This window comes from uncultured Negativibacillus sp. (assembly GCF_944388365.1).
In the GTDB taxonomy this organism is placed as follows: domain Bacteria; phylum Bacillota; class Clostridia; order Oscillospirales; family Ruminococcaceae; genus Negativibacillus.
Window position 1 is genome coordinate 1 of sequence record NZ_CALXIN010000032.1, and the last position, 18,970, is coordinate 18,970.

Consider the following 18,970-nt stretch of genomic DNA (forward strand, 5'->3'; position numbering starts at 1 on the left):
CCTCTTTGGAAACACCTCTGAGGGGCACATCCCCTCGGGAACTTCGCAAAGCGAAGTTCTCTCCCCCTGTCTGCTCCGCCAGTAGGAGGATGTTAAGTATTGCACCTGCCACTTCGGGCAGCAGAGTGCTTTCGTCGAGCGCAGCCTCTGCCGTTACAGTGGGGTTTCAAAAGGGGCTTGCCCCTTTCGCTGGAATTCCAAAAACCAGGAGGTTTTTGGTGTGCTCTTTGTGAAACTTTCTTCACACAAGAAAGTTTCCGCGGGTGTGGGCCGCGTAGGCCCACAAATCGTTTTTGCAGAATCTAAAAAATATCCAGAAACAAAACGAGTGACTTTCACAGGAAAAAGAAAGCCACCCGTTTTGCACATTGATAAGAATCAATCGACAATACTATTATAGCACACTGAATTAAAAATGCAATTATTTTGCAAGATAAAATAAGTCTATATTTAATTTATTTTGCAATTTATAATTGTGTACAGTGAGGTGCTAAAAATGTTCAGAGTGCAAAAAGGATATGACAGTGAGTCAAAAACATTTCGTTTACCAGTCGATATGATAAGAAAATTAGAAAAGATTGCGGCAGAAAATAAAATCTCCCTCAATCAGCTGGTGGTGCAGTGCCTGAACTATGCACTGGAAAATCTGGAAGAACCTGAACAGAATACACAAAATCCCCAACATTGATTTGCTTATAAATTTTCATCCTAAAGACCGGAGCTTTAAAAGCAACGGTCTTTTTTTTGCTGCACTTTTAAAATAAAATTGTTGTCAAATCTAACAGACTTCGATCAATTTTGTGTAAAGCACTGTGTTATCATAGCAGGAGAACCTTTGTCATATTATACTATAAATGCAGATAAAATGGGTGGAATTTGCTGGTGCTCTTTGCTATTTTGCTAAAAACTATGTGAAAAAAATGATAAAAACGTTTAAATTTTTGGCTGGAAGATAGCGGAAGAAAAAAGACGGTTTTGTTAATTTGCCACAAAGTTTTTGTAAAGAAGAAAACTGAATTGTACGTTTTTGACTAAAAAGTGCTTGAAAAAAGACGTGCTTTCTGGTATGATAATGCTAAACACGAGGGGGTTTGATAGTATGAACAAAGTCAATAAAAAGAATGAAGTACCGATCTACCTGTTCCACCAGGGGACCAATTATAAAGCCTATGAGTTTCTGGGCTCCCACTCGTCGAAAAGACAGGGTGTTTCGGGCGCGGTTTTTCGTGTCTGGGCCCCACACGCCCTCAGTGTTTCGGTGGTTGGCGACTTTAATAACTGGGATAGAAGCTGCAATCCGATGGAAAAAATCAGCGAAAATGGATTGTGGGAGGTCTTTGTCGGCCAGATCAAACAGTATGATATGTATAAATATAGCATCGAGACTCCGTCAGGAAAGATCATCCTCAAGACCGACCCCTATGCTTTCCATATGCAGACCCGTCCGGAATCGGCTTCCCGCTTCTATGAACTGGGCAAATATGCCTGGAAGGATCAGCCGTGGATGGAAAAACGAAAGCTGCAAAACCACCTGAGCGAACCGATCAACATCTATGAGGTCAACGTCGGCTCCTGGCGTCAGTATGAGGATGGACAGTTTTTTGACTATCGCAAGCTGGCCGATGAGCTGTCGGTCTACGTCAAGGAGATGGGCTACACCCACGTTGAGCTGATGCCGATCACCGAGTACCCGTACGACCCATCCTGGGGCTATCAGGTCACCGGCTATTTTGCAGCGACTTCGCGCTACGGCACACCGAAGGACCTGATGTACTTTGTCAATAAGATGCACGAAAACAACATCGGCGTCATCATGGACTGGGTACCAGCCCATTTTCCAAAGGACGAACAGGGACTGTATGAGTTTGACGGCACCCAGTGCTACGAATATCAGGACCCGCAGAAGCGCGAGCATCCGCACTGGGGCACCCGCATCTTCGATTTCGGACGCCCCGAGGTGCAGAGCTTCCTGATCTCCAGCGCGATGTTCTGGGTGGAAAAATTCCACATGGATGGTCTGCGCGTCGATGCTGTTGCGTCGATGCTGTATCTGGACTACGGCAAGGAATCTTGGGAGTGGACACCGAATATACATGGTGGCAATGAGAACCTGGAGGCGGTGGAGTTTATCAAAAAGCTCAACAGTGCAATTCTGGGCGAACACTCCGACGTGCTGATGATCGCTGAGGAGTCCTCGGCATGGCCGCTGGTCACCAAACCGCCGTATGTGGACGGGCTTGGCTTCAACTTCAAGTGGAACATGGGCTGGATGAACGACATGCTCAGCTACATATCGCTCGACCCGATCTATCGCTCTTACAATCACGACAAACTTACCTTCAGTATGATGTATGCATTTTCCGAAAATTATGTGCTGCCGCTGTCCCACGACGAGGTGGTCCATGGCAAATGCTCGCTGATCAACAAGATGCCAGGCGAGTACAGCCAGAAGTTTGCGGGAATGCGCACCATGCTGGGATATATGATGGCGCATCCAGGCAAAAAGCTGCTGTTTATGGGGCAGGAGTTCGGCCAGTTTATCGAATGGAACTATGAAAAGGAACTGGACTGGCAGCTGCTCTCCTACGAAAGCCACCGCAAACTGCAGACCTTTGTCAAGGACCTCAACCATTTTTACACCGCCCATTCTCCGATGTGGGAGATCGACGACAGCTGGGATGGTTTCCAGTGGCTGGTGCATGACGACAACACCCAGAATGTCATCGTTTTCCGCAGAACCAACGATGAAGGCGAGGACGTCATTGCCATCTGCAACTTTGCACCGGTGGAGCGCGACGGCTACCGCATCGGTATTCCGGAGGAGAAAAACTACGAGATCGCACTCAACTCGGACGATATCCGCTATGGCGGCAACGGTATCCCCGAAAAAGAGGTGATCCTCTCCGAGAAGGTTGCGATGCACGGCAAGGCTAATTCGATTGCGGTAGATATTCCGCCGATGTCGGTGATGTACCTGGTACCGTCCAAGATCCAGCCAGAGCAGGAGGACGCCAAGACGGTGATCGACGTTGAGGTGCAGGTTGCTGAGTCTGCAGAACCAGCGCCAAAGCCAAAACGCACCCGCAAGAAAGCGGAACCAGCACAGGCAGAGGAAGCGCCAAAGCCAAAACGCACCCGCAAGAAAGCGGAACCAGCACAGGCAGAGGAAGCGCCAAAGCCAAAGCGCACCCGCAAGAAGGCGGAACCTGCACAGGCAGAGGAAGCGCCGAAGCCAAAGCGCACCCGTAAGAAGGCGGCAGAACCCACAGAGGAATAAAGAAATTTCAATTACCACCGGAAATACCGGCAATATATAGGATTTGAGAACCAGAGGGGGATAAACATGATTTTAAAGAAAGAATGGATCGCGATGCTTCTGGCAGGCGGACAGGGAAGCCGTTTGTATGCCCTGACCAGGGATATCGCAAAACCAGCAGTCCCGTTTGGCGGAAAATATCGCATCATCGACTTTCCGCTTTCCAACTGCGTCAACTCGGGCATCGACACCGTCGGCGTTCTGACCCAGTATCAGCCGCTGCAGCTCAATGAGTACATCGGCAACGGTCAGCCGTGGGACCTCGACCGCATCCACGGCGGCGTGTATGTACTGCCGCCATATCAGAAGAGCTCCAACTCGGACTGGTACACCGGCACAGCCAACGCTATCTACCAGAACATCAACTTTATCAATCGTTACGATCCGGAATACGTTGTCATCCTGTCCGGTGACCATATCTATAAGATGGACTATTCCAAGATGCTGGAATTCCACAAGCAGAAACAGGCTGACTGTACCATCGCCGTTATGGAAGTTCCGTGGGAGGAGGCTTCCCGCTTTGGTATCATGGCCTGCGACGAGGATAAGAAGATTTATGAGTTTGCAGAAAAACCAAAGGAGCCAAAGAGCAATCTGGCTTCGATGGGCATTTATATCTTCTCCTGGGGCAAGCTGAGAAAATATCTGGAGGAAGACGAGGCAAATCCAGAGTCGGAAAACGACTTCGGCAAAAACGTCATTCCTGCAATGCTCCAGAACGGAGAAAAAATGTATGCCTATGCATTCCAGGGCTACTGGAAGGATGTCGGCACCATCGGTTCGCTTTGGGAAGCCAACATGGACCTCTTAAATCCGAATGTTCCGCTGGATCTGTACGATGACAGCTGGAAGATCTATGCGCGCAATCCGGTTATGCCGCCGCAGTATGTTGCAGAAACTGCCGTCACCCAGAACGCGATGATCACCGAAGGATGTATCGTTGAGGGCGAGGTCGATTTTTCGATTTTGTTCTCGGGCGCCGTTGTTGAAAAGGGCGCAGTCGTTCACGACAGCATCATCATGCCAGGATCGGTCGTGAAAGCGGGTGCAGTGGTTGAGTATTCCATCGTTGCAGAGAACGTCGTCATCGGCGAGAATGCAAAGGTTGGATGCCGGCCGGAAAACGTGGAGGATAAGGACGCATGGGGCGTCACCGTCATTGCAAAAGGAATCCACATCGGCAAGAATGTGAAGATTCCTGCAAAGGCAATGATTGAGCAGGATGTACCGGAGGTGGAGAGCGATGATGAATAAAACACTGGGAATTGTATTTTCCAACATGCACGATACGATGATGGCGCAGCTGACCGAAAAGAGAACAATGGGTTCGCTCCCGTTTGGCGGCAGATACCGTCTGATCGACTTCGTGCTTTCCAACATGATTAACTCCGGCATCAAGGATGTCGGTATCATTACAAAGAGCAACTTCCAGTCCCTGATGGACCATCTGGGCACCGGAAAAGAGTGGGACCTCTCCCGTAAAAAGGGCGGTCTGACCATCCTGCCGCCATACGGCAGGCAGGAAGCGGTATTCTATCGCGGCAGATTGGAAGCACTGAGCAACATTTATTCCTATATCCGCGAGTCCAAAGCGGAATTGGTTGTCATGAGCGACTGCGATAACATCACCTCGATGGATTATGCTGACATCATCCGTTACCACAAGGAAAAGGATGCCGACGTCACCGTTGTTTATCAGAACAAGAAAATCACCAATGCAGTTCATCGCGACCTGACCACCATCAGCATGGATGAAAACAGAAGGGTCAACGGCGCCTACTACAACCGCGAGGCAGAGTCGGGCAATGTGCTGCTGAACATCACCGTTATCGACAAACGCCTGCTGGAGCGAATCGTCAGCGAGGCAGTCAGCGGCAATCAGTACAGCTTCACCCAGTATGTTCTTCAGCAGGGCAATGAAGCACTGAAGATTTATGGCTATGAGTACAAGGGCTATGTCGCAGACATCAAATCCCTGCAGTCCTACTATGACTGCAGCATGGATCTGCTCAAGCCGGAGATCAGAAAAGAGATGTTCCCGACCGAGCGTCCGGTATACACCAAGGTACGCGATGAGGTTCCGGTCAAATACGGCATTGATGCAGTTGCTAAAAATGCAATGATTGCCGATGGATGTGTCATCGAAGGTACCGTTGAAAATTCGATCATCTTCCGCGGCGTCAAGATCGGCCGCGGTGCTGTGGTCAAAAATTCGATCATTATGCAGGGAACCTATGTTGGTGAAAATTGTCTGCTCGACTGTGTCATCACCGATAAGGATGTCATGATCCGCGATTCTAAAAAGCTGATCGGATGCAAGGAATATCCGTTCTTCATCGAAAAGGGTACAGCAGTATAACAAAAGCGATTCCCGAGAAGTTCCCTCCTTTGCACAAAGGAGGGACTTCCCGTTTTTCCAAATGAGGACCATTGAATTGAGATAACAGCTCTGAAGGGGGCATCAGTAGATGAAAATTTTGTTTGTAGCAAGTGAGGCAAGACCTTTTATCGCTTCGGGTGGACTTGCAGATGTAGCAGGTTCTCTGCCAAAGGCGCTGTGCGATTCGGGCAACGAGTGTCGTGTGGTCATTCCACTGTATAAAAATATCTCGTCGCAGTTCCGCGAGAAGATGGAATTTGTCCGCAATTTCAACGTTCCGCTGGCGTGGAGAAATCAGTACTGCGGAGTGTTTAAAGTTCGTCATAACGGCGTTGTCTACTACTTCCTGGACAACGAATATTACTTTAAACGGGACAACCTGTACGGCTACTATGACGATGCAGAGCGCTTTGCCTTCTTCTCCAAGGCAGCAATGGAGATGATCAACTACATCGACTTTGATCCTGACATTGTACACGCAAACGACTGGCATACTGCATTGGTTCCGGTTTACCTCAACACCTTCTACCGCAACATTCCAAAATACCACGACATCAAAACGGTGTTCACCATCCACAACATCCAGTATCAGGGACAGTACGGCATGGAGATCGCCTGGGATGTACTGGGTATTCCGGAATATCAGCATCCGGTGCTGGAGTATGACAAGTGCCTGAACATGATGAAGGCGGCGATTGTACAGGTCAATATGGTCAACACCGTCAGCCCAAGCTATGCGATGGAGATCCACGACCCATGGTTCTCTCACGGTCTTGATCCGATCCTCAATACCCGCGGTGATCGCGTTATCGGTATTCTCAACGGCATCGACACCAAGGCAAACGATCCAAAGACCGACGAGGATATCTACAAAAACTACGATGTCCGCTCGCTGAAGGATAAACAGGTCAACAAGCTGGAACTGATGAAGGAGATGGGACTGGAGCCGGACGAAAACAGAATGCTCATCGGTATGGTTACCCGCTTTGTTTCGCACAAAGGTCTGGATCTGGTACAGTACATCTTCGATGACCTGATGCGCGACAATGTGTCGATGGTCATCCTCGGCTCGGGCGACAAGGCCTATGAGGACTTTTTCAGCGAGATGCAGTACCGTTATCCAGGCAAGGTTGCCGTCAAGATCGGCTTTATCCCAAGCCTGTCCAAGAAGATTTATGCAGGCGCAGATGTGTTCCTGATGCCTTCCAAGAGCGAACCATGCGGTCTGGCACAGATGGTAGCGGCAAGATACGGCACGCTGCCGATCGTCCGTGAGACCGGCGGTCTGAAGGACAGCATTCACGATATGGGCGAGGAAAACGGCAAGGGCAACGGCTTCACCTTCAAGACCTACAATGCGCATGATATGCTGGGCGCAATCCAGCGCGCAGAGGGTCTGTATGGCAACAAGCCGCTGTGGAAAAAAGCGATGGTCAGCGCCATGGAGTCTGACTTTAGCTGGGATAAATCCGCCGGCGAATATGTCGATATGTATAAACGCATTATGAAAGACTAGCTGTCATCAGCGTATAAAAAAACAGCATCCCTGACAGGATGCTGTTTTTTTATACTTTGACTATGTCAAAATGTTGTTGTTTTTACTGTGATTTTGCAAAAGAGAACAAAAATCACGAGAATATTTAATAAATATTTTGAAAATAATTGTAATTTTTATGTGTAGATGATATAATTAGAACGATAAGGATGTATCAAAATACATCCAACTCCCTTACAGACAGGAGCATTGTGATGGAAGAATCAAAGCATTTTCATCTGCCCAAAATAGGAATGCGCGTGGTCAAAACACTGCTTTCGGTGCTGCTGGTCACCGTGACCTATGATTATCTGTTGGGCGGGCGCAACGCCTGCTTTGCCTGCATCGGCGCAGTGTATGCCATGGGAAACCACTTTCATGAAGGGTTCAAGTTTGGTTTCAACCGTTTTGTTGGCACGCTGTTTGGCGGACTGATTGTCATTCCTTTTTATTGGCTGTACTATCATCAGCCGCTGGGAGTTCCAAAGGAGATTTATCTGGTGCTGGGACTGCTGTGTCTGCTGTACCTGCATATCGTCTCCGGAGCCACCACTGCGATTCAGCCAGGTGCGGTCATCTACTTTGTAGTGCTGTTTACACAGCCGGTCAATACCTATATCGGCTATACGATTGCGCGTGTGATCGACACCGGCGTCGGCGTCACCTTCAGCCTGATTCTCAACTTTGTGCTTCCTTCCAGGCTGGACCAGAAGAATGGCTTTGATCTTTCCCACACCTTCCAGCATTGGTTCCGCAGCAACCAGCGACCGGAATCCGAGCGTTATCCCGAAGAAGATCCAGAAGACTAAAAAATAAAAATAAAACAGGGTCCCGAAAAGAAGCTTGCTTTTCGGGACCCTGTTTTGTTATTTCTTTTTTCCCATCGCCTGCTGTGCATGAAAATACAGCTCATCGGCGTTGTGGATCTGATAGGTGGACTGAATCAGTGCACCCTGTGCGTCCTCAGGCAGAGAGAGAAAGAACTGTTTGGCCTTGTTGTCTTTGGCCAGAAGGTCATTGAGATTGTTCATCCATGCCACACCTTTCCAAAAGTTTTGTGTTTTGCGTACGCTCTTAGTTTGTGCAGCTTTTGGACAGGCATACACACAAAAGAAAGCAAATCTTTTTTATGTCTGATCCGGCACCTTTTTTTGATGCGATTTCTATACTGTAGTAAGCTCGTGATTTCGCAAGGAGGTTTTTTTATGTCTGAGAATGCACCGATTCGATTCTTTTTGGGCTCGAACTCCCCACAGGGATTTGTGTCCCGCTTTGACCAGCTTGACGATGGAGACAAAGAGTGGCACACTTTTCTCATCAAAGGAGGCCCAGGTTGTGGAAAATCGTCCTTTATGAAAAATGTAGCGGCTGTATTTGAGCATCGCTGCCCCAAAATGGAGCTGATCTGTTGTTCCTCCGACCCTGACTCGCTGGATGCGGTCATCCTGCCGGAGTGGAAGGTGTCGATCGTGGATGCCACGGCGCCTCATGTATTGGAGCCAAAGTTTCCGGCGATGTCCGAAAGCATCCTCTCCTTTGGAGATTATCTGAACCCAATGCGCCTGAAAGTGCACGCAGATACCATCCGAGCGCTGGATCAGCACATGTCCAAAAACTATGAGCAGGCCATCGACTGTCTGGCAGCGGCAAAAAGCTTTGTCAATGATTCCAGCCGGATTGCACTGTCCTGCCTGAATCTGGAAAAACTGGCGGCCTACGCAAAGCACTTTGCCTGCAAGAACTTTCCGCGCCGCACCGGACGCCGCGGACACGAGCAGGTGCGCTTTCTCAGCGCGATCAATGCCAAGGGCGTCACCTCGTTTTTCCAGACGGCGCAGACGCTGTGTCCGCACCTGTGCTTTATTTCGGACGACTGCGGCGCGGCTGCCTCACTGTTTTTGTCAGCTCTGCGAAGTCACGCGCTGGAAAACGGTCAGAACGTCATCAGCTGCTACTGTCCGCTGTCGCCGCACAGCAAGATCGACCACCTGCTGCTGCCGGACATCGGGCTTGCCTTTTTGACCGAGAATCGCTTCCACGACCTTTCCGGTCTGCTGCCTGACCGCCGCATCCATGCAAAACGCTTTATGGATACCGAGGCGCTGCGCCGCCACAAAAAGCGTCTGTCCTTTAATCAGAAGGCGGCGGCACAGATGGTACATCAGGCATCGGCGGTGCTTGCCGAAAACAAGGAGCTGCACGACGAGATGGAATCGATCTATCTGTCGGCGATGGACTTTTCGAGGATGGATGAGATGCTCGAACGGGTGGTAGAGCAGATCATCACCTTCCAGCTTGCCCGCGAAACAGCCAGAAATCTGCGATGAACATAAAAAAGGAGCGTCCTTAAAAAAGGACGCTCCTTTTGCGATTGGTCAAAAATTAGTTGCAGCCGCCGCAGGAAGCGCAGTTGCCAGTGCAGGCAGAAGCTTCTGCATGGTTGCCGTAGATTTTTTCTTTCATGGCAAGTCCGGTTGGAGTGGTAGCAAGTCCGCCCAGAGCGGTTTCGCGCAGGGTGGAAGGCAGCGCCTTGCCGACCTTGTACATTGCTTCGATGACCTCATCAAACGGTACCTCACTGAAGATGCCGCTGAGTGCAAGGTCTGCGCTGACCAGTGCATTTGCAACGCCCGAAGCATTTCGTTTTGCACAAGGCATCTCAACCAGTCCGGCAACAGGGTCGCAGACCAGACCCATGATGTTCTGCATCGCGATAGCTGCTGCATCGAACGCCTGTGCAGGAGTGCCGCCGAGCATCTCAACGATGGCTGCTGCTGCCATCGAAGCAGCGCTGCCGCACTCGGCCTGACAGCCGCCTTCTGCACCGGAGACGGTCGCCTTTTTGACGATCAGCTGACCGATGCCCGAAGCGGTTGCCAGTGCTTCCAGAACCTGCTCATGAGGAATGTCGTACTTCTCGGCGGTGGTCAGCAGTGCACCTGGCAGGATGCCGCAGGCGCCGGCAGTCGGTGCTGCAACGATCAGACCCATCGAGGCATTGACCTCCAGACAGGACAGCGCATAGGCTGCACCGCGGATGATGGTGTTGTCGCAGATGGTGTTGCCTTTTTTGCAGTATTCCCACATCTTTTTGGCGCTGCCGCCGGTCAGTCCGCTCAGCGAGCGAATCTCCTTTTCCAGCGCCTCATGGGCGGAATTGTACATAACCTGATAACGTTCTTCCAGCATTTCAAAAACTTTTTCACGGGTGGTCTCGGAAATCTCCACCTCGTTTTTGATGACAAGGTCGCAGATGCGCTTGTCACTGCCCTCCAGCTGGGCAAGCATTTCCTTTGCGGAAAAATACATGATGATCTCTTCCTTTCGGGATAGGTTTGAGTTGAGAAGAATAACGGGATGTTAGATGACCCTTTCCATGGTGACCACGCTGTGAACAGCGGACATGCTCTCCAGTTCGCGTTTGACGCTTGCATCAATCGGAGTGTCGGTTTCAATCATGATGACCGCTTCTTTGCCCTTGTTCTCGCGGGAGTGCAGAACGGTGACAATGTTGATCTGGTTGATCGCCAGGATCGAGGTGATGTGGCTGATAATGCCCAGACGGTCGGTATGGTCGATGACCACTGCCGGATATTTGCCGGAGAATTTGGCAGGTGTGCCGTTGATGTTGATGATCTCAATGTTGGCGCCGCCAATCGACGAACCTGTCAGCGAGGTGGTTTTGCCGTCGCTGGTCTGTGCGATGATCTGAACGGTGTTAGGATGGACGTCGCCCAGGTCTGCGCCCTCGAAGGATACCTCGATGCCGCGCTCCTTGGCGATCTGCAGCGAATCCTTGATCTGTGGATCGTAGGCGTTCATGCCCAGCACGCCGCCGACCAGTGCGCGGTCGGTGCCGTGACCGCGGAGGGTCAGGTGGAAGGAACCATGCAGGATAAAGTGGACAGCAACCAGCTGTTTGTCTGAAATCATGTTGTACATCGCCTTGCCGATGCGCTGTGCGCCGGCAGTGTGGGAACTGGACGGACCGATCATGATGGGTCCGAGAATATCGAACATGCTGATATTCATAATAGAAAAATCCCCCTTGTTCTGGATTGAAAGTGAAAGATTAAAAATCTATCTTCATTGTACCATAAAATATGTAAACTACAAGAAGCAAAGCTAAAAAAGATTTTGTCCCGCTGTCCGCCTGCCACAAAAACTTGCGGTAGGCTGCCGGATGTGGTACACTCGTATCAAAACAGCAGAGGAGGGGAAATCCATGCAGCAAAATACCGAACTTGTCCGAGCGCTTGCCGCGCAGATTCTGTGCGGTACAGAGCCGTTTCCCTTTGGCATCTGTACCTTTTCCGAGGTGCAGTCCTGTCTTGATTGCCGCGCCGCCCAGCGTCTGCCTGCAAAGGCAGCTTCGGTGCTCTGCTGCCTGTTTCCGTACTACACCGGCGACTGGCCGCAGCGCAATATCTCCCGCTATGCGATGGTCAGCGACTACCACCGGATTGCAGGAGAGTACCTGGAGCGGTTTTGTGAGGCGCTGAGTGCGCATTTTCCGGACCAGAGCTTTGCATGGTTTACCGACAATTCCCCGATCCGCGAGGTCAGCGCCGCTTTCCACGCGGGACTGGGAAGACAGGGGAAAAATGGATTGCTTCTGCATCCGGTCTACGGCAGCTATGTTTTTATTGGTGAGGTTGTGACCGACCTTGCGCTGCTGTCTGACCGTCCGCTTGACCCACCGGACTGCATCGGCTGCGGAAAATGTCAGCGCATCTGTCCGCAGGGTGCGTTGCAGCCGGATGGCAGCATTGATTTAGACCGCTGCCGCTCCCACATCACCCAGAAAAAAGGAGATTTGAGCGACGAGGAAATCGCCCAGATTCGTGCCGGCGGACTGATCTGGGGATGCGACCTGTGCAACGATGTCTGCCCGATGAACCGCGATGCCCGCCGTCTGACGCCGGTGCCGGAGTTTCTCACCTCGGTGCAGCCGGTGTTCGACGAGCAGCTGGCACAGGAAATGCTCAAGGACAGGGCGTTTAATTATCGCGGCAAAAAGACTATCCTGCGCAATATCGCACTGCTCCATGACGGAGAGTAGCGGTTTTGCACCGACTTTCCCGAAGGGGAGGAAAACCGACGCAACCTTGGTGAAATTTAATTATTTTAGGAGGGATCTAAGGATGTTGCAGCCCAGATTGACAGAGGTCATAGCGCTGGATGGATTTCAGTTGCAGCTGACCTATGAAACAGGGGAAGTACGGTTGTTTGATGTCTTGCCCTACATCAAAGGAAGATGGTTTGGTGAGCTGCAAGACGGGAGTTATTTCAAAACGGTTTATTTACTGCCAGGAGGAACAGGAATCGCGTGGAGGAACGGACAGGACATTGCACCCCATGAACTGTATGAGCAAAGCATATTGCGATGAGGATGATAGGCAGGATGCAGGCCGAGAAAAGGAATCAGGTGTGTTCTGACCTGCAAAGTTGTTATGCAAAATCCGTTTTCTTATTTTAAAAATAAACAATCTATTTTGCACCGGTTTTTCTGTGCCGGTGGAAAATAATCGCACAAAGGAGCAGACAAGAATGGAACAACAGACGCCGCTCAGACGAGCGCTGGAACAATATATTGCCGACGACTGGTCGCGGCTGCACATGCCTGGACACAAGGGAGCAGCACTTGCTCCCTTTGGTGCGCTGATGGCGTACGACCTGACCGAGGTGGAGGGCACCGACAGCCTGTTTGAGGACGACGGTCCGCTCAAGGAGCTGGAGGAGCTGTTCACCCAGCTGTACCACACCAAAGCCACCGTGATGAGCGCGGGCGGTTCGACACTGTGTATTCAGGCGATGCTGCGGCTGGTGGCGCGTCCAGGCGGTAGAATCATCGCTGGACGCAATATCCATGCGGCGGCGGTCAACGCTATGGCGCTGCTGGGATTGGAACCGGTGTGGGTCTATCCGCAGCGTGGGAAGGAAGAACGGCTGATCGGCCGCATCAACCCACGGGAGGTTTCCGACGCGCTGGAAGCGGAGCGCCGTGCCGGACGGCTGGATGAAGTTTGTGCTGTGTACATCACCTCGCCGGACTACTTCGGAGTGATGTCCGACATCGGCACGCTGGCACAGGTGGCACATCGCTTCGGAGTGCCGCTGCTGGTGGACAATGCCCACGGCGCACATCTGCCCTTTGTGGGAGAAAGACTGCACCCGATGCAGCTGGGCGCCGATCTGTGCTGTGATTCACTGCACAAGACGCTGCCTGCACTGACCGGCGCGGCACTGCTGCACTGTGCGCTTGATCTTTCTCCCGAGCAGCTCAAAGCGGCGATGACTGTCTTTGGCTCGACCAGCCCAAACTACCTCATCATGCTGTCGATGGATACGACGGCGGGCTTTTTGCAGCAGGACGGTCCGAGCAAACTCCGGCAATGTGTCGCCCGCTGCCAGCAGCTGCGCGAGCTTGCCAGTCAGCGAGGTTTTGTGCTGCCCGACCACTGCGACCCGATGCGAATCAGTCTGCCGCTGACCGGCACCGGCTGGGATGCACAGCGGTTTCGTCTGCTGCTGCGAAAGCATCGGATCATGGAGGAGTACCTGAGCGACAGCGGCTGTGTGCTGCTCTTTTCGCCGTTTAACCGCGAGGAGGATTTTGCAAGGGTAGAAGCGATGCTGAGCGAGTGTCAGCTGGAACAGCAGCCGTTTTCGCCTTTCCCGATCCATCCGTCCGAGCGGTCGATGGGACTGCGCGAGGCGATGTTCTCTCCTCGTCAGACGCTCGCAGTCGATCAGGCGGAGGGCAGAATCGCCGCACAGGTCAAAATCACCTGTCCGCCAGGAATTCCATTGGTCATGCCTGGGGAAAGATTGCACAAAGAAATAATAAAAATCTTAAAAAACTCTGGTATTTTTGTTATAGATGTGGTAAAATAATGCTATGGAGCATCTGGGAAGAAGTTGTTGCTCCAGTTTAACACAAATTGACCAGGTAGGAATGGAAGCGCTACTTGGACAGAGGGGGTTACATATATGAAACTTATTTTGGCGATTGTTTCTAATGATGACAGCGCAAAGGTATCTTCCGCGTTGACCAAGAATCACTTTTCGGTAACAAAACTGGCAACCACCGGTGGATTCCTGCTTTCGGGCAATACCACATTTCTGATCGGTACTCAGGATGAAAAGGTCGATGAGGTTATCACCATCATCGCAGACCACTCCAAGAAACGCAAACAGATGGTTCCATCCTCTGCTTCGTATGGCGTCGGCATGTACACCACCTATCCGGTAGAAGTACAGATCGGCGGTGCAACCATCTTCGTTATGGATGTTGAGCGCTTTGAAAAAGTATAAAGCATCGCTCTAGCATCAGAGGAGAATCAGGTTGCTGTTAGATCAATTTTATGCAAACGATAAAGCGAAACAAACGCTCGTCAATTTTTTAACTGACGGGCGTTTGCCGCATACCGTCCTTCTGGAAGGGGAGGACGGCTGCGGCAAAACAACTTTTGCGCGGATGATGGCGGCAGGTGTTTTGTGCCAGCAGCAGGATGTTTCCCAGCGTCCTTGCGGCGGGTGCAGAAACTGCCGCCTGATTTTGTCCGACGCACATCCCGACGTCCATCTCGAGCAGTCGGAAGACAAGGCCCGCGGCTTTCATATCGACCAGATCCGCACGCTGCGCGCCGACGCCTATATCCGTCCTAACGATGGAGATTATAAGGTGTACATCCTGCGCAATATCCACAACATGACCGAGCAGGCGCAGAATGCGCTGCTTAAAATTATCGAGGAGCCGCCCCGACAGGTGCTGTTCATTCTGACCTGCAACAATCGGGCGCGCATCCTGCCCACCATTTTGTCGCGTGCAGCGGTTATCCCGCTGTCGGTCTGCAGTGTCGGCCAATGCATGGAGGCGCTGGAACGGCTGGCAGCGGATGTTTCAGTCGAGCAGCGCCATCAGGTGGCACAGCTTGCACAGGGCAATATCGGCAAGGCGCTGCAGATGCTGCAGGACGAACGCAGCCTGAAGATTGCCTGCGATGCCCGCAGGGTAGGTCAGACGGTCTGCATCGGGCAGGAATTTGAGCTGCTCAGCTGTCTGCAGGAGTATACCGGCGCCAAAAAGCGGGAAGAATTTTTGCGTCTGATGCAGGGAGTACGCGCCTATTTTATGGAGCTGATCCACCTGCAAAACGGCGTTGTGCAGAGGGTGGACGATATTCCGGTCGCCGTGCAAAATCGGATTACCACGTTGCAGGCGCTGCAGATTCTTGATATAATAGACACAGCGACGGCGCAGGTGACCCAGAACGTCAGTCTGAACCTGGTGGCTGCCGCCTTTTGTGCACAGGCAAAGCGCCTGCTGCCATAACGATAAACAACTGTGTCTGTGATAGAAAGAACAAGGAACGGAGGAAACCATGACCGAAGTAATCGGAGTCCGCTTTAAACAGGTGGGCAAAATATATTATTTTTCTCCCAACGGCGTGCAGATGCCGGTAGGTGAAAAGGTGATCGTCGAAACCGCGCGCGGCATCGAGTGCGGCGAGGTGGCGATCAGCAACCGCGAGATCGACGACGAGGGCATCGTTAAACCGCTCAAAACGGTGATCCGTGTGGCGACCGAGGACGATCTCAAGCATATCGAGGAAAACAAAGCCAAGGAAAAGAAGGCGTTCAAGCTTTGCCTGGAGAAGATTGAAAAGCATAAGCTGGAGATGAAGCTGGTCGACGTCGAGTATACCTTCGACAACAACAAGATCCTGTTTTATTTCACCGCCGACGGCCGCGTCGATTTCCGCGAGCTGGTCAAGGACCTGGCTTCGGTCTTTAAGACCCGCATCGAGCTGCGACAGATCGGTGTGCGCGATGAGGCAAAGATGCTGGGAGGACTGGGTATCTGCGGACGTCCGTTCTGCTGCTCCTCCTTTTTGGGAGAGTTTCAGCCGGTCTCCATCAAGATGGCCAAAGAACAGGGACTGTCGCTCAACCCGACCAAGATTTCCGGCACCTGCGGCCGTCTGATGTGCTGTCTGAAGTACGAGCAGAACGCCTACGAGGATCTGCTGCGCATCACTCCGAAGGTGGGAGCTTATGTTTCTACCAGCGAGGGCAAGGGTACCGTCACCGAGGTCAGCCTGCTGACAGGACTTTTGAGGGTGCGCCTGGACAAAGCCAACGACGGCGTGCCGATGGTCTTTGAGCGCGAGGCGGTCAAGGTGATCCGTGATGCCCGTCCACAGCGGGAAGAGTACGACCACAAGAGCGAAAAAGAGCTGAAAAAGCTCGAAAACTGATCAAAAGGACACCCAGCGCAAAACAGGGCGGGAAGTTGGAGTTTTGACCAACTTTTTTCGATAAAAAATCGTTATAAATACTGCCATTTGCATAAAAAATTTCGTTAGGTAAACAAAAAATCGAAAATAAATTGTATTTTGCAGTTGATTTTTTTGCGCGATATGTTAAAATAGGGTTGTACAGACAGCTTGTACGTTGTCCGAAGAAGGAAAACAAAAATTAATGGAGGTGTCAAGTTATGGCATACAAAATCAGCAGCGATTGCATCAGCTGTGGTGCATGTGAAGCAGAGTGCCCAGTAGGCGCTATCTCCGCAGGAGCAGACAAATACGAAATCGATCCAGGTAAATGCATCGATTGCGGTGCTTGCGCAGGCGTTTGCCCAGTAGGCGCTCCAAAAGCTGAATAAGTTTTGAAGCAAAAAGGGAAGGTGGTTTTACCGCCTTCTTTTTTTGTGCTCAAAAATGGGCAACAAAAAAGGAACCCAGAGGGCGGTCACTCACAGGTACAAAAAGTGGACTATGGGCAACCGGAACGGCAGCAAAGAGGCTCGGAGATACTCTCCGGGCCTCTTGTATTGTTATCGTTTTAGCATAACGACACCCCTCGGCTCTGTCGAAGAGCGTAAAAAGCCTTATCTTCAAGTATCGAACAAAGCGAGAAAAGGATAATAACAATCTTCTTGCAAGGTGATGGCTGATTTAGCGTGTCGAGTCCAAGTTTACGGATTGTAGGGCAAGTGATGCAGGCGGCAGATTTTTCAGCGTCTCTCTTCGTGAGAGGTCTGCCGGTATCATGCCCTTCTCAGGCTCGTTCAAGGCCCCCGGTGAAGCCGGGGGCCTTGAGTAGAGGCTTATTTAACGATTGCGGTAGAATCATTTTCAATAGCCGGCGGCTTGCATTTTCAGCAGAAGCATGGCTTTCGCTTAGTCATCCCAGTCATCGTCATCATCGTCGTCCCGCTCATCGTCGTCAAACCGATCGTCCCAATCGTCATCGTAGCGATTGTCCCAGTCGTCATCATCCCAGTCGTCGCTGTCGCCGGGATAATCGGAACCGGTGGGATCGCCGTACCAATCATCGTCGTCGAACCGGTCGTCCCAATCGTCATCGTAGCGATCGTCCCAGTCGTCGTCATTCCAGTCGTCGCTGTCGCCGGGGTAGTCGGAACCGGTGGGATCGCCGTACCAATCATCGTCATCGAACCGATCATCCCAATCATCATCGTAGCGGTCGTCGTCCCGATGGTCAATGTCCACTTCCTTCACCTTTCCGGTGTAGGCGTCCACCTCGTACTCGTATTCCACCCCGTCCAGGATGAACTCCACTTCGTAGTCCCCATCGTCCAGGTCGTAGTCTTTCTCTACGAACTGCACATCGCTGCGGCCTACCTGAGCGGATACCAGATTCTGCGCTGCTGCGGCGTTGATATATCCTTTATCGCCATAGGTATCATCGTAGTCGTCCTGACCCAGGGTTACCGCCTGGGATCCGATCTGATCCGTCTCCACTGCGATACGCACCGAGGTGGCCAGGTCATCCAGGAAGTGATCTGTGGGATAGGCAGAGCCTCTCTCCAGCTTCAGTACGATATTGCGCTCATGCCCTCCCACGGTGGTGTCAAAATAGCCGGCAGCGTGAATCTCATCCACCAGCTCCCCCACCACGGCGGTGCAGGGCCGGCCCTCATAACCGGTGTAACCGGCCAGTACCGTCCGGCCGTCGTCGTTGAGGGCATTCAGGGCCACCACATTGCCTCCATCGTCATAATCCATCTCGATCTCCGGGTTTACGCTGAGAAGGACGGTGCCCACGCGGGCAGATGTTTCCTCCTGAGCAAGAGTACCGGTGCTTACAGACATGGCGTCGGAAGAGCTGGCATTCCCGCCGCATCCGGTGAGAGCGGTGAGGGCGAGGGCAGCAGTGAGGCTTAGAGCCATCAGTCTACGCATATTCTTTTTCATGAATGTCCACTCCTTTGATTGGTTAAATTTGTTTTCGGTTGGTTTTCTGTCCGAAGGATACGGAACCGCTTCTGGAAAACCGGGGTCAACCGAATAATTTTTGAAATATTTTTTTACCGGCCCTTCCAGGTGTTTCGATATGTGAGACACGGCGATGCTGCTGAACAAACGAAGCCGTCCGCGCAAAAAGCAAGCGGTCATCGATCAGTCATCATCATCCCGGCTATCCTCGTCCTCGTCGTCCCATTCATCACCATCACCGTCGTCCCCGTCATCATCGCCCTCCCAATCGTCATCGTCATCATAACGGTCACCATCATCATCGTCCCAATCGTCGCTGTCTCCGGGGTAGTCGGAGCCGATAGGATCGCCGTCCCAGTCGTCATCCCAATCCTCCCGCCAATCCCCGTCATCCTCCTCATCTGATGGGATTATCGGGGATGGATCTGCGACTGGATCCGGTGGGGACGGCGTTACAGGTATCACCACCTCTGTCTGGGGCGGCTCCTGGG

At 51.7% G+C, this 18,970-nt stretch carries 18 protein-coding genes and 1 pseudogene; 14 read left to right on the forward strand and 5 right to left on the reverse strand.

All coding sequences use genetic code 11. From position 1 onward, the window contains the following. Positions 1 to 496 precede the first annotated feature (496 nt). The 6 genes from Q0L39_RS06065 to Q0L39_RS06090 all read left to right on the forward strand — a co-directional run bounded on the left by Q0L39_RS06065 (position 497) and on the right by Q0L39_RS06090 (position 8,039). Complete coding sequence (locus Q0L39_RS06065; RefSeq protein WP_296627562.1) at positions 497 to 688, forward strand: toxin-antitoxin system HicB family antitoxin; 192 nt, start codon at positions 497 to 499, stop codon at positions 686 to 688. A gap of 411 nt (positions 689 to 1,099) precedes the next feature. Continuing rightward, positions 1,100 to 3,277, forward strand: a complete 2,178-nt coding sequence (gene glgB, locus Q0L39_RS06070) for a 1,4-alpha-glucan branching protein GlgB (protein ID WP_296627564.1) — start codon at positions 1,100 to 1,102, stop codon at positions 3,275 to 3,277. A gap of 66 nt (positions 3,278 to 3,343) precedes the next feature. After that, positions 3,344 to 4,570: a glucose-1-phosphate adenylyltransferase gene (locus Q0L39_RS06075; protein WP_296627566.1), complete on the forward strand. Its 1,227-nt coding sequence runs from the start codon at positions 3,344 to 3,346 to the stop codon at positions 4,568 to 4,570. After that, positions 4,560 to 5,675 (forward strand): glucose-1-phosphate adenylyltransferase subunit GlgD, encoded by a 1,116-nt coding sequence (gene glgD / locus Q0L39_RS06080; protein ID WP_296627568.1) that lies wholly within the window; start codon positions 4,560 to 4,562, stop codon positions 5,673 to 5,675. Before Q0L39_RS06075 ends, glgD begins: the two co-directional genes overlap by 11 nt. A 109-nt stretch (positions 5,676 to 5,784) precedes the next feature. After that, a complete protein-coding gene (gene glgA / locus Q0L39_RS06085; RefSeq protein WP_296627570.1) occupies positions 5,785 to 7,212 on the forward strand; it encodes a glycogen synthase GlgA in 1,428 nt (475 codons plus the stop codon). 233 nt (positions 7,213 to 7,445) lie between these two features. Then, complete coding sequence (locus Q0L39_RS06090) at positions 7,446 to 8,039, forward strand: aromatic acid exporter family protein (protein ID WP_296627571.1); 594 nt, start codon at positions 7,446 to 7,448, stop codon at positions 8,037 to 8,039. 57 nt (positions 8,040 to 8,096) lie between these two features. Here Q0L39_RS06090 and Q0L39_RS06095 read toward each other — a convergent pair whose 3' ends face one another. Beyond that, entirely contained in the window at positions 8,097 to 8,261 is a 165-nt protein-coding gene (locus tag Q0L39_RS06095; RefSeq protein ID WP_296627572.1) for a hypothetical protein, read from the reverse strand. A gap of 174 nt (positions 8,262 to 8,435) precedes the next feature. Between Q0L39_RS06095 and Q0L39_RS06100 the strand changes: the two genes are divergently transcribed. After that, positions 8,436 to 9,557 (forward strand): hypothetical protein, encoded by a 1,122-nt coding sequence (locus Q0L39_RS06100; RefSeq protein ID WP_296627574.1) that lies wholly within the window; start codon positions 8,436 to 8,438, stop codon positions 9,555 to 9,557. A 55-nt stretch (positions 9,558 to 9,612) separates the two neighbouring features. Here Q0L39_RS06100 and sdaAA read toward each other — a convergent pair whose 3' ends face one another. After that, entirely contained in the window at positions 9,613 to 10,539 is a 927-nt protein-coding gene (gene sdaAA / locus Q0L39_RS06105) for an L-serine ammonia-lyase, iron-sulfur-dependent, subunit alpha (protein WP_296627576.1), read from the reverse strand. A gap of 51 nt (positions 10,540 to 10,590) precedes the next feature. Further along, positions 10,591 to 11,262 carry an L-serine ammonia-lyase, iron-sulfur-dependent subunit beta gene (sdaAB, locus tag Q0L39_RS06110; RefSeq protein ID WP_296627578.1) on the reverse strand — a complete coding sequence of 224 codons (672 nt, stop codon included), beginning with the start codon at positions 11,260 to 11,262 and terminating at the stop codon, positions 10,591 to 10,593. A 193-nt stretch (positions 11,263 to 11,455) separates the two neighbouring features. Between sdaAB and Q0L39_RS06115 the strand changes: the two genes are divergently transcribed. The 7 genes from Q0L39_RS06115 (at position 11,456) to Q0L39_RS06145 (ending at position 16,903) form a co-directional block, all read left to right on the forward strand. Continuing rightward, positions 11,456 to 12,292 (forward strand): QueG-associated DUF1730 domain-containing protein, encoded by an 837-nt coding sequence (locus Q0L39_RS06115; RefSeq protein ID WP_296627580.1) that lies wholly within the window; start codon positions 11,456 to 11,458, stop codon positions 12,290 to 12,292. A gap of 82 nt (positions 12,293 to 12,374) precedes the next feature. Continuing rightward, complete coding sequence (locus tag Q0L39_RS06120; RefSeq protein ID WP_296627582.1) at positions 12,375 to 12,620, forward strand: DUF2442 domain-containing protein; 246 nt, start codon at positions 12,375 to 12,377, stop codon at positions 12,618 to 12,620. A 160-nt stretch (positions 12,621 to 12,780) separates the two neighbouring features. Then, positions 12,781 to 14,127: an aminotransferase class I/II-fold pyridoxal phosphate-dependent enzyme gene (locus Q0L39_RS06125; RefSeq protein WP_296627584.1), complete on the forward strand. Its 1,347-nt coding sequence runs from the start codon at positions 12,781 to 12,783 to the stop codon at positions 14,125 to 14,127. Positions 14,128 to 14,223: 96 nt separating this feature from the next. Next, a complete protein-coding gene (locus tag Q0L39_RS06130; protein WP_022132433.1) occupies positions 14,224 to 14,547 on the forward strand; it encodes a cyclic-di-AMP receptor in 324 nt (107 codons plus the stop codon). 31 nt (positions 14,548 to 14,578) lie between these two features. Further along, complete coding sequence (locus Q0L39_RS06135) at positions 14,579 to 15,568, forward strand: AAA family ATPase (RefSeq protein WP_296627587.1); 990 nt, start codon at positions 14,579 to 14,581, stop codon at positions 15,566 to 15,568. Between the two features lie 49 nt (positions 15,569 to 15,617). After that, positions 15,618 to 16,493: a stage 0 sporulation family protein gene (locus Q0L39_RS06140; protein ID WP_296627589.1), complete on the forward strand. Its 876-nt coding sequence runs from the start codon at positions 15,618 to 15,620 to the stop codon at positions 16,491 to 16,493. 239 nt (positions 16,494 to 16,732) lie between these two features. After that, complete coding sequence (locus Q0L39_RS06145) at positions 16,733 to 16,903, forward strand: 4Fe-4S binding protein (RefSeq protein WP_296627591.1); 171 nt, start codon at positions 16,733 to 16,735, stop codon at positions 16,901 to 16,903. 517 nt (positions 16,904 to 17,420) lie between these two features. On the opposite strand, the gene Q0L39_RS06150 is transcribed toward Q0L39_RS06145, so the two are convergent. Next, positions 17,421 to 18,626 (reverse strand): PepSY domain-containing protein, encoded by a 1,206-nt coding sequence (locus Q0L39_RS06150; protein ID WP_296627593.1) that lies wholly within the window; start codon positions 18,624 to 18,626, stop codon positions 17,421 to 17,423. Positions 18,627 to 18,662: 36 nt separating this feature from the next. Further along, positions 18,663 to 18,970 (reverse strand): annotated as a pseudogene (locus Q0L39_RS06155) (hypothetical protein); the annotation flags it as partial.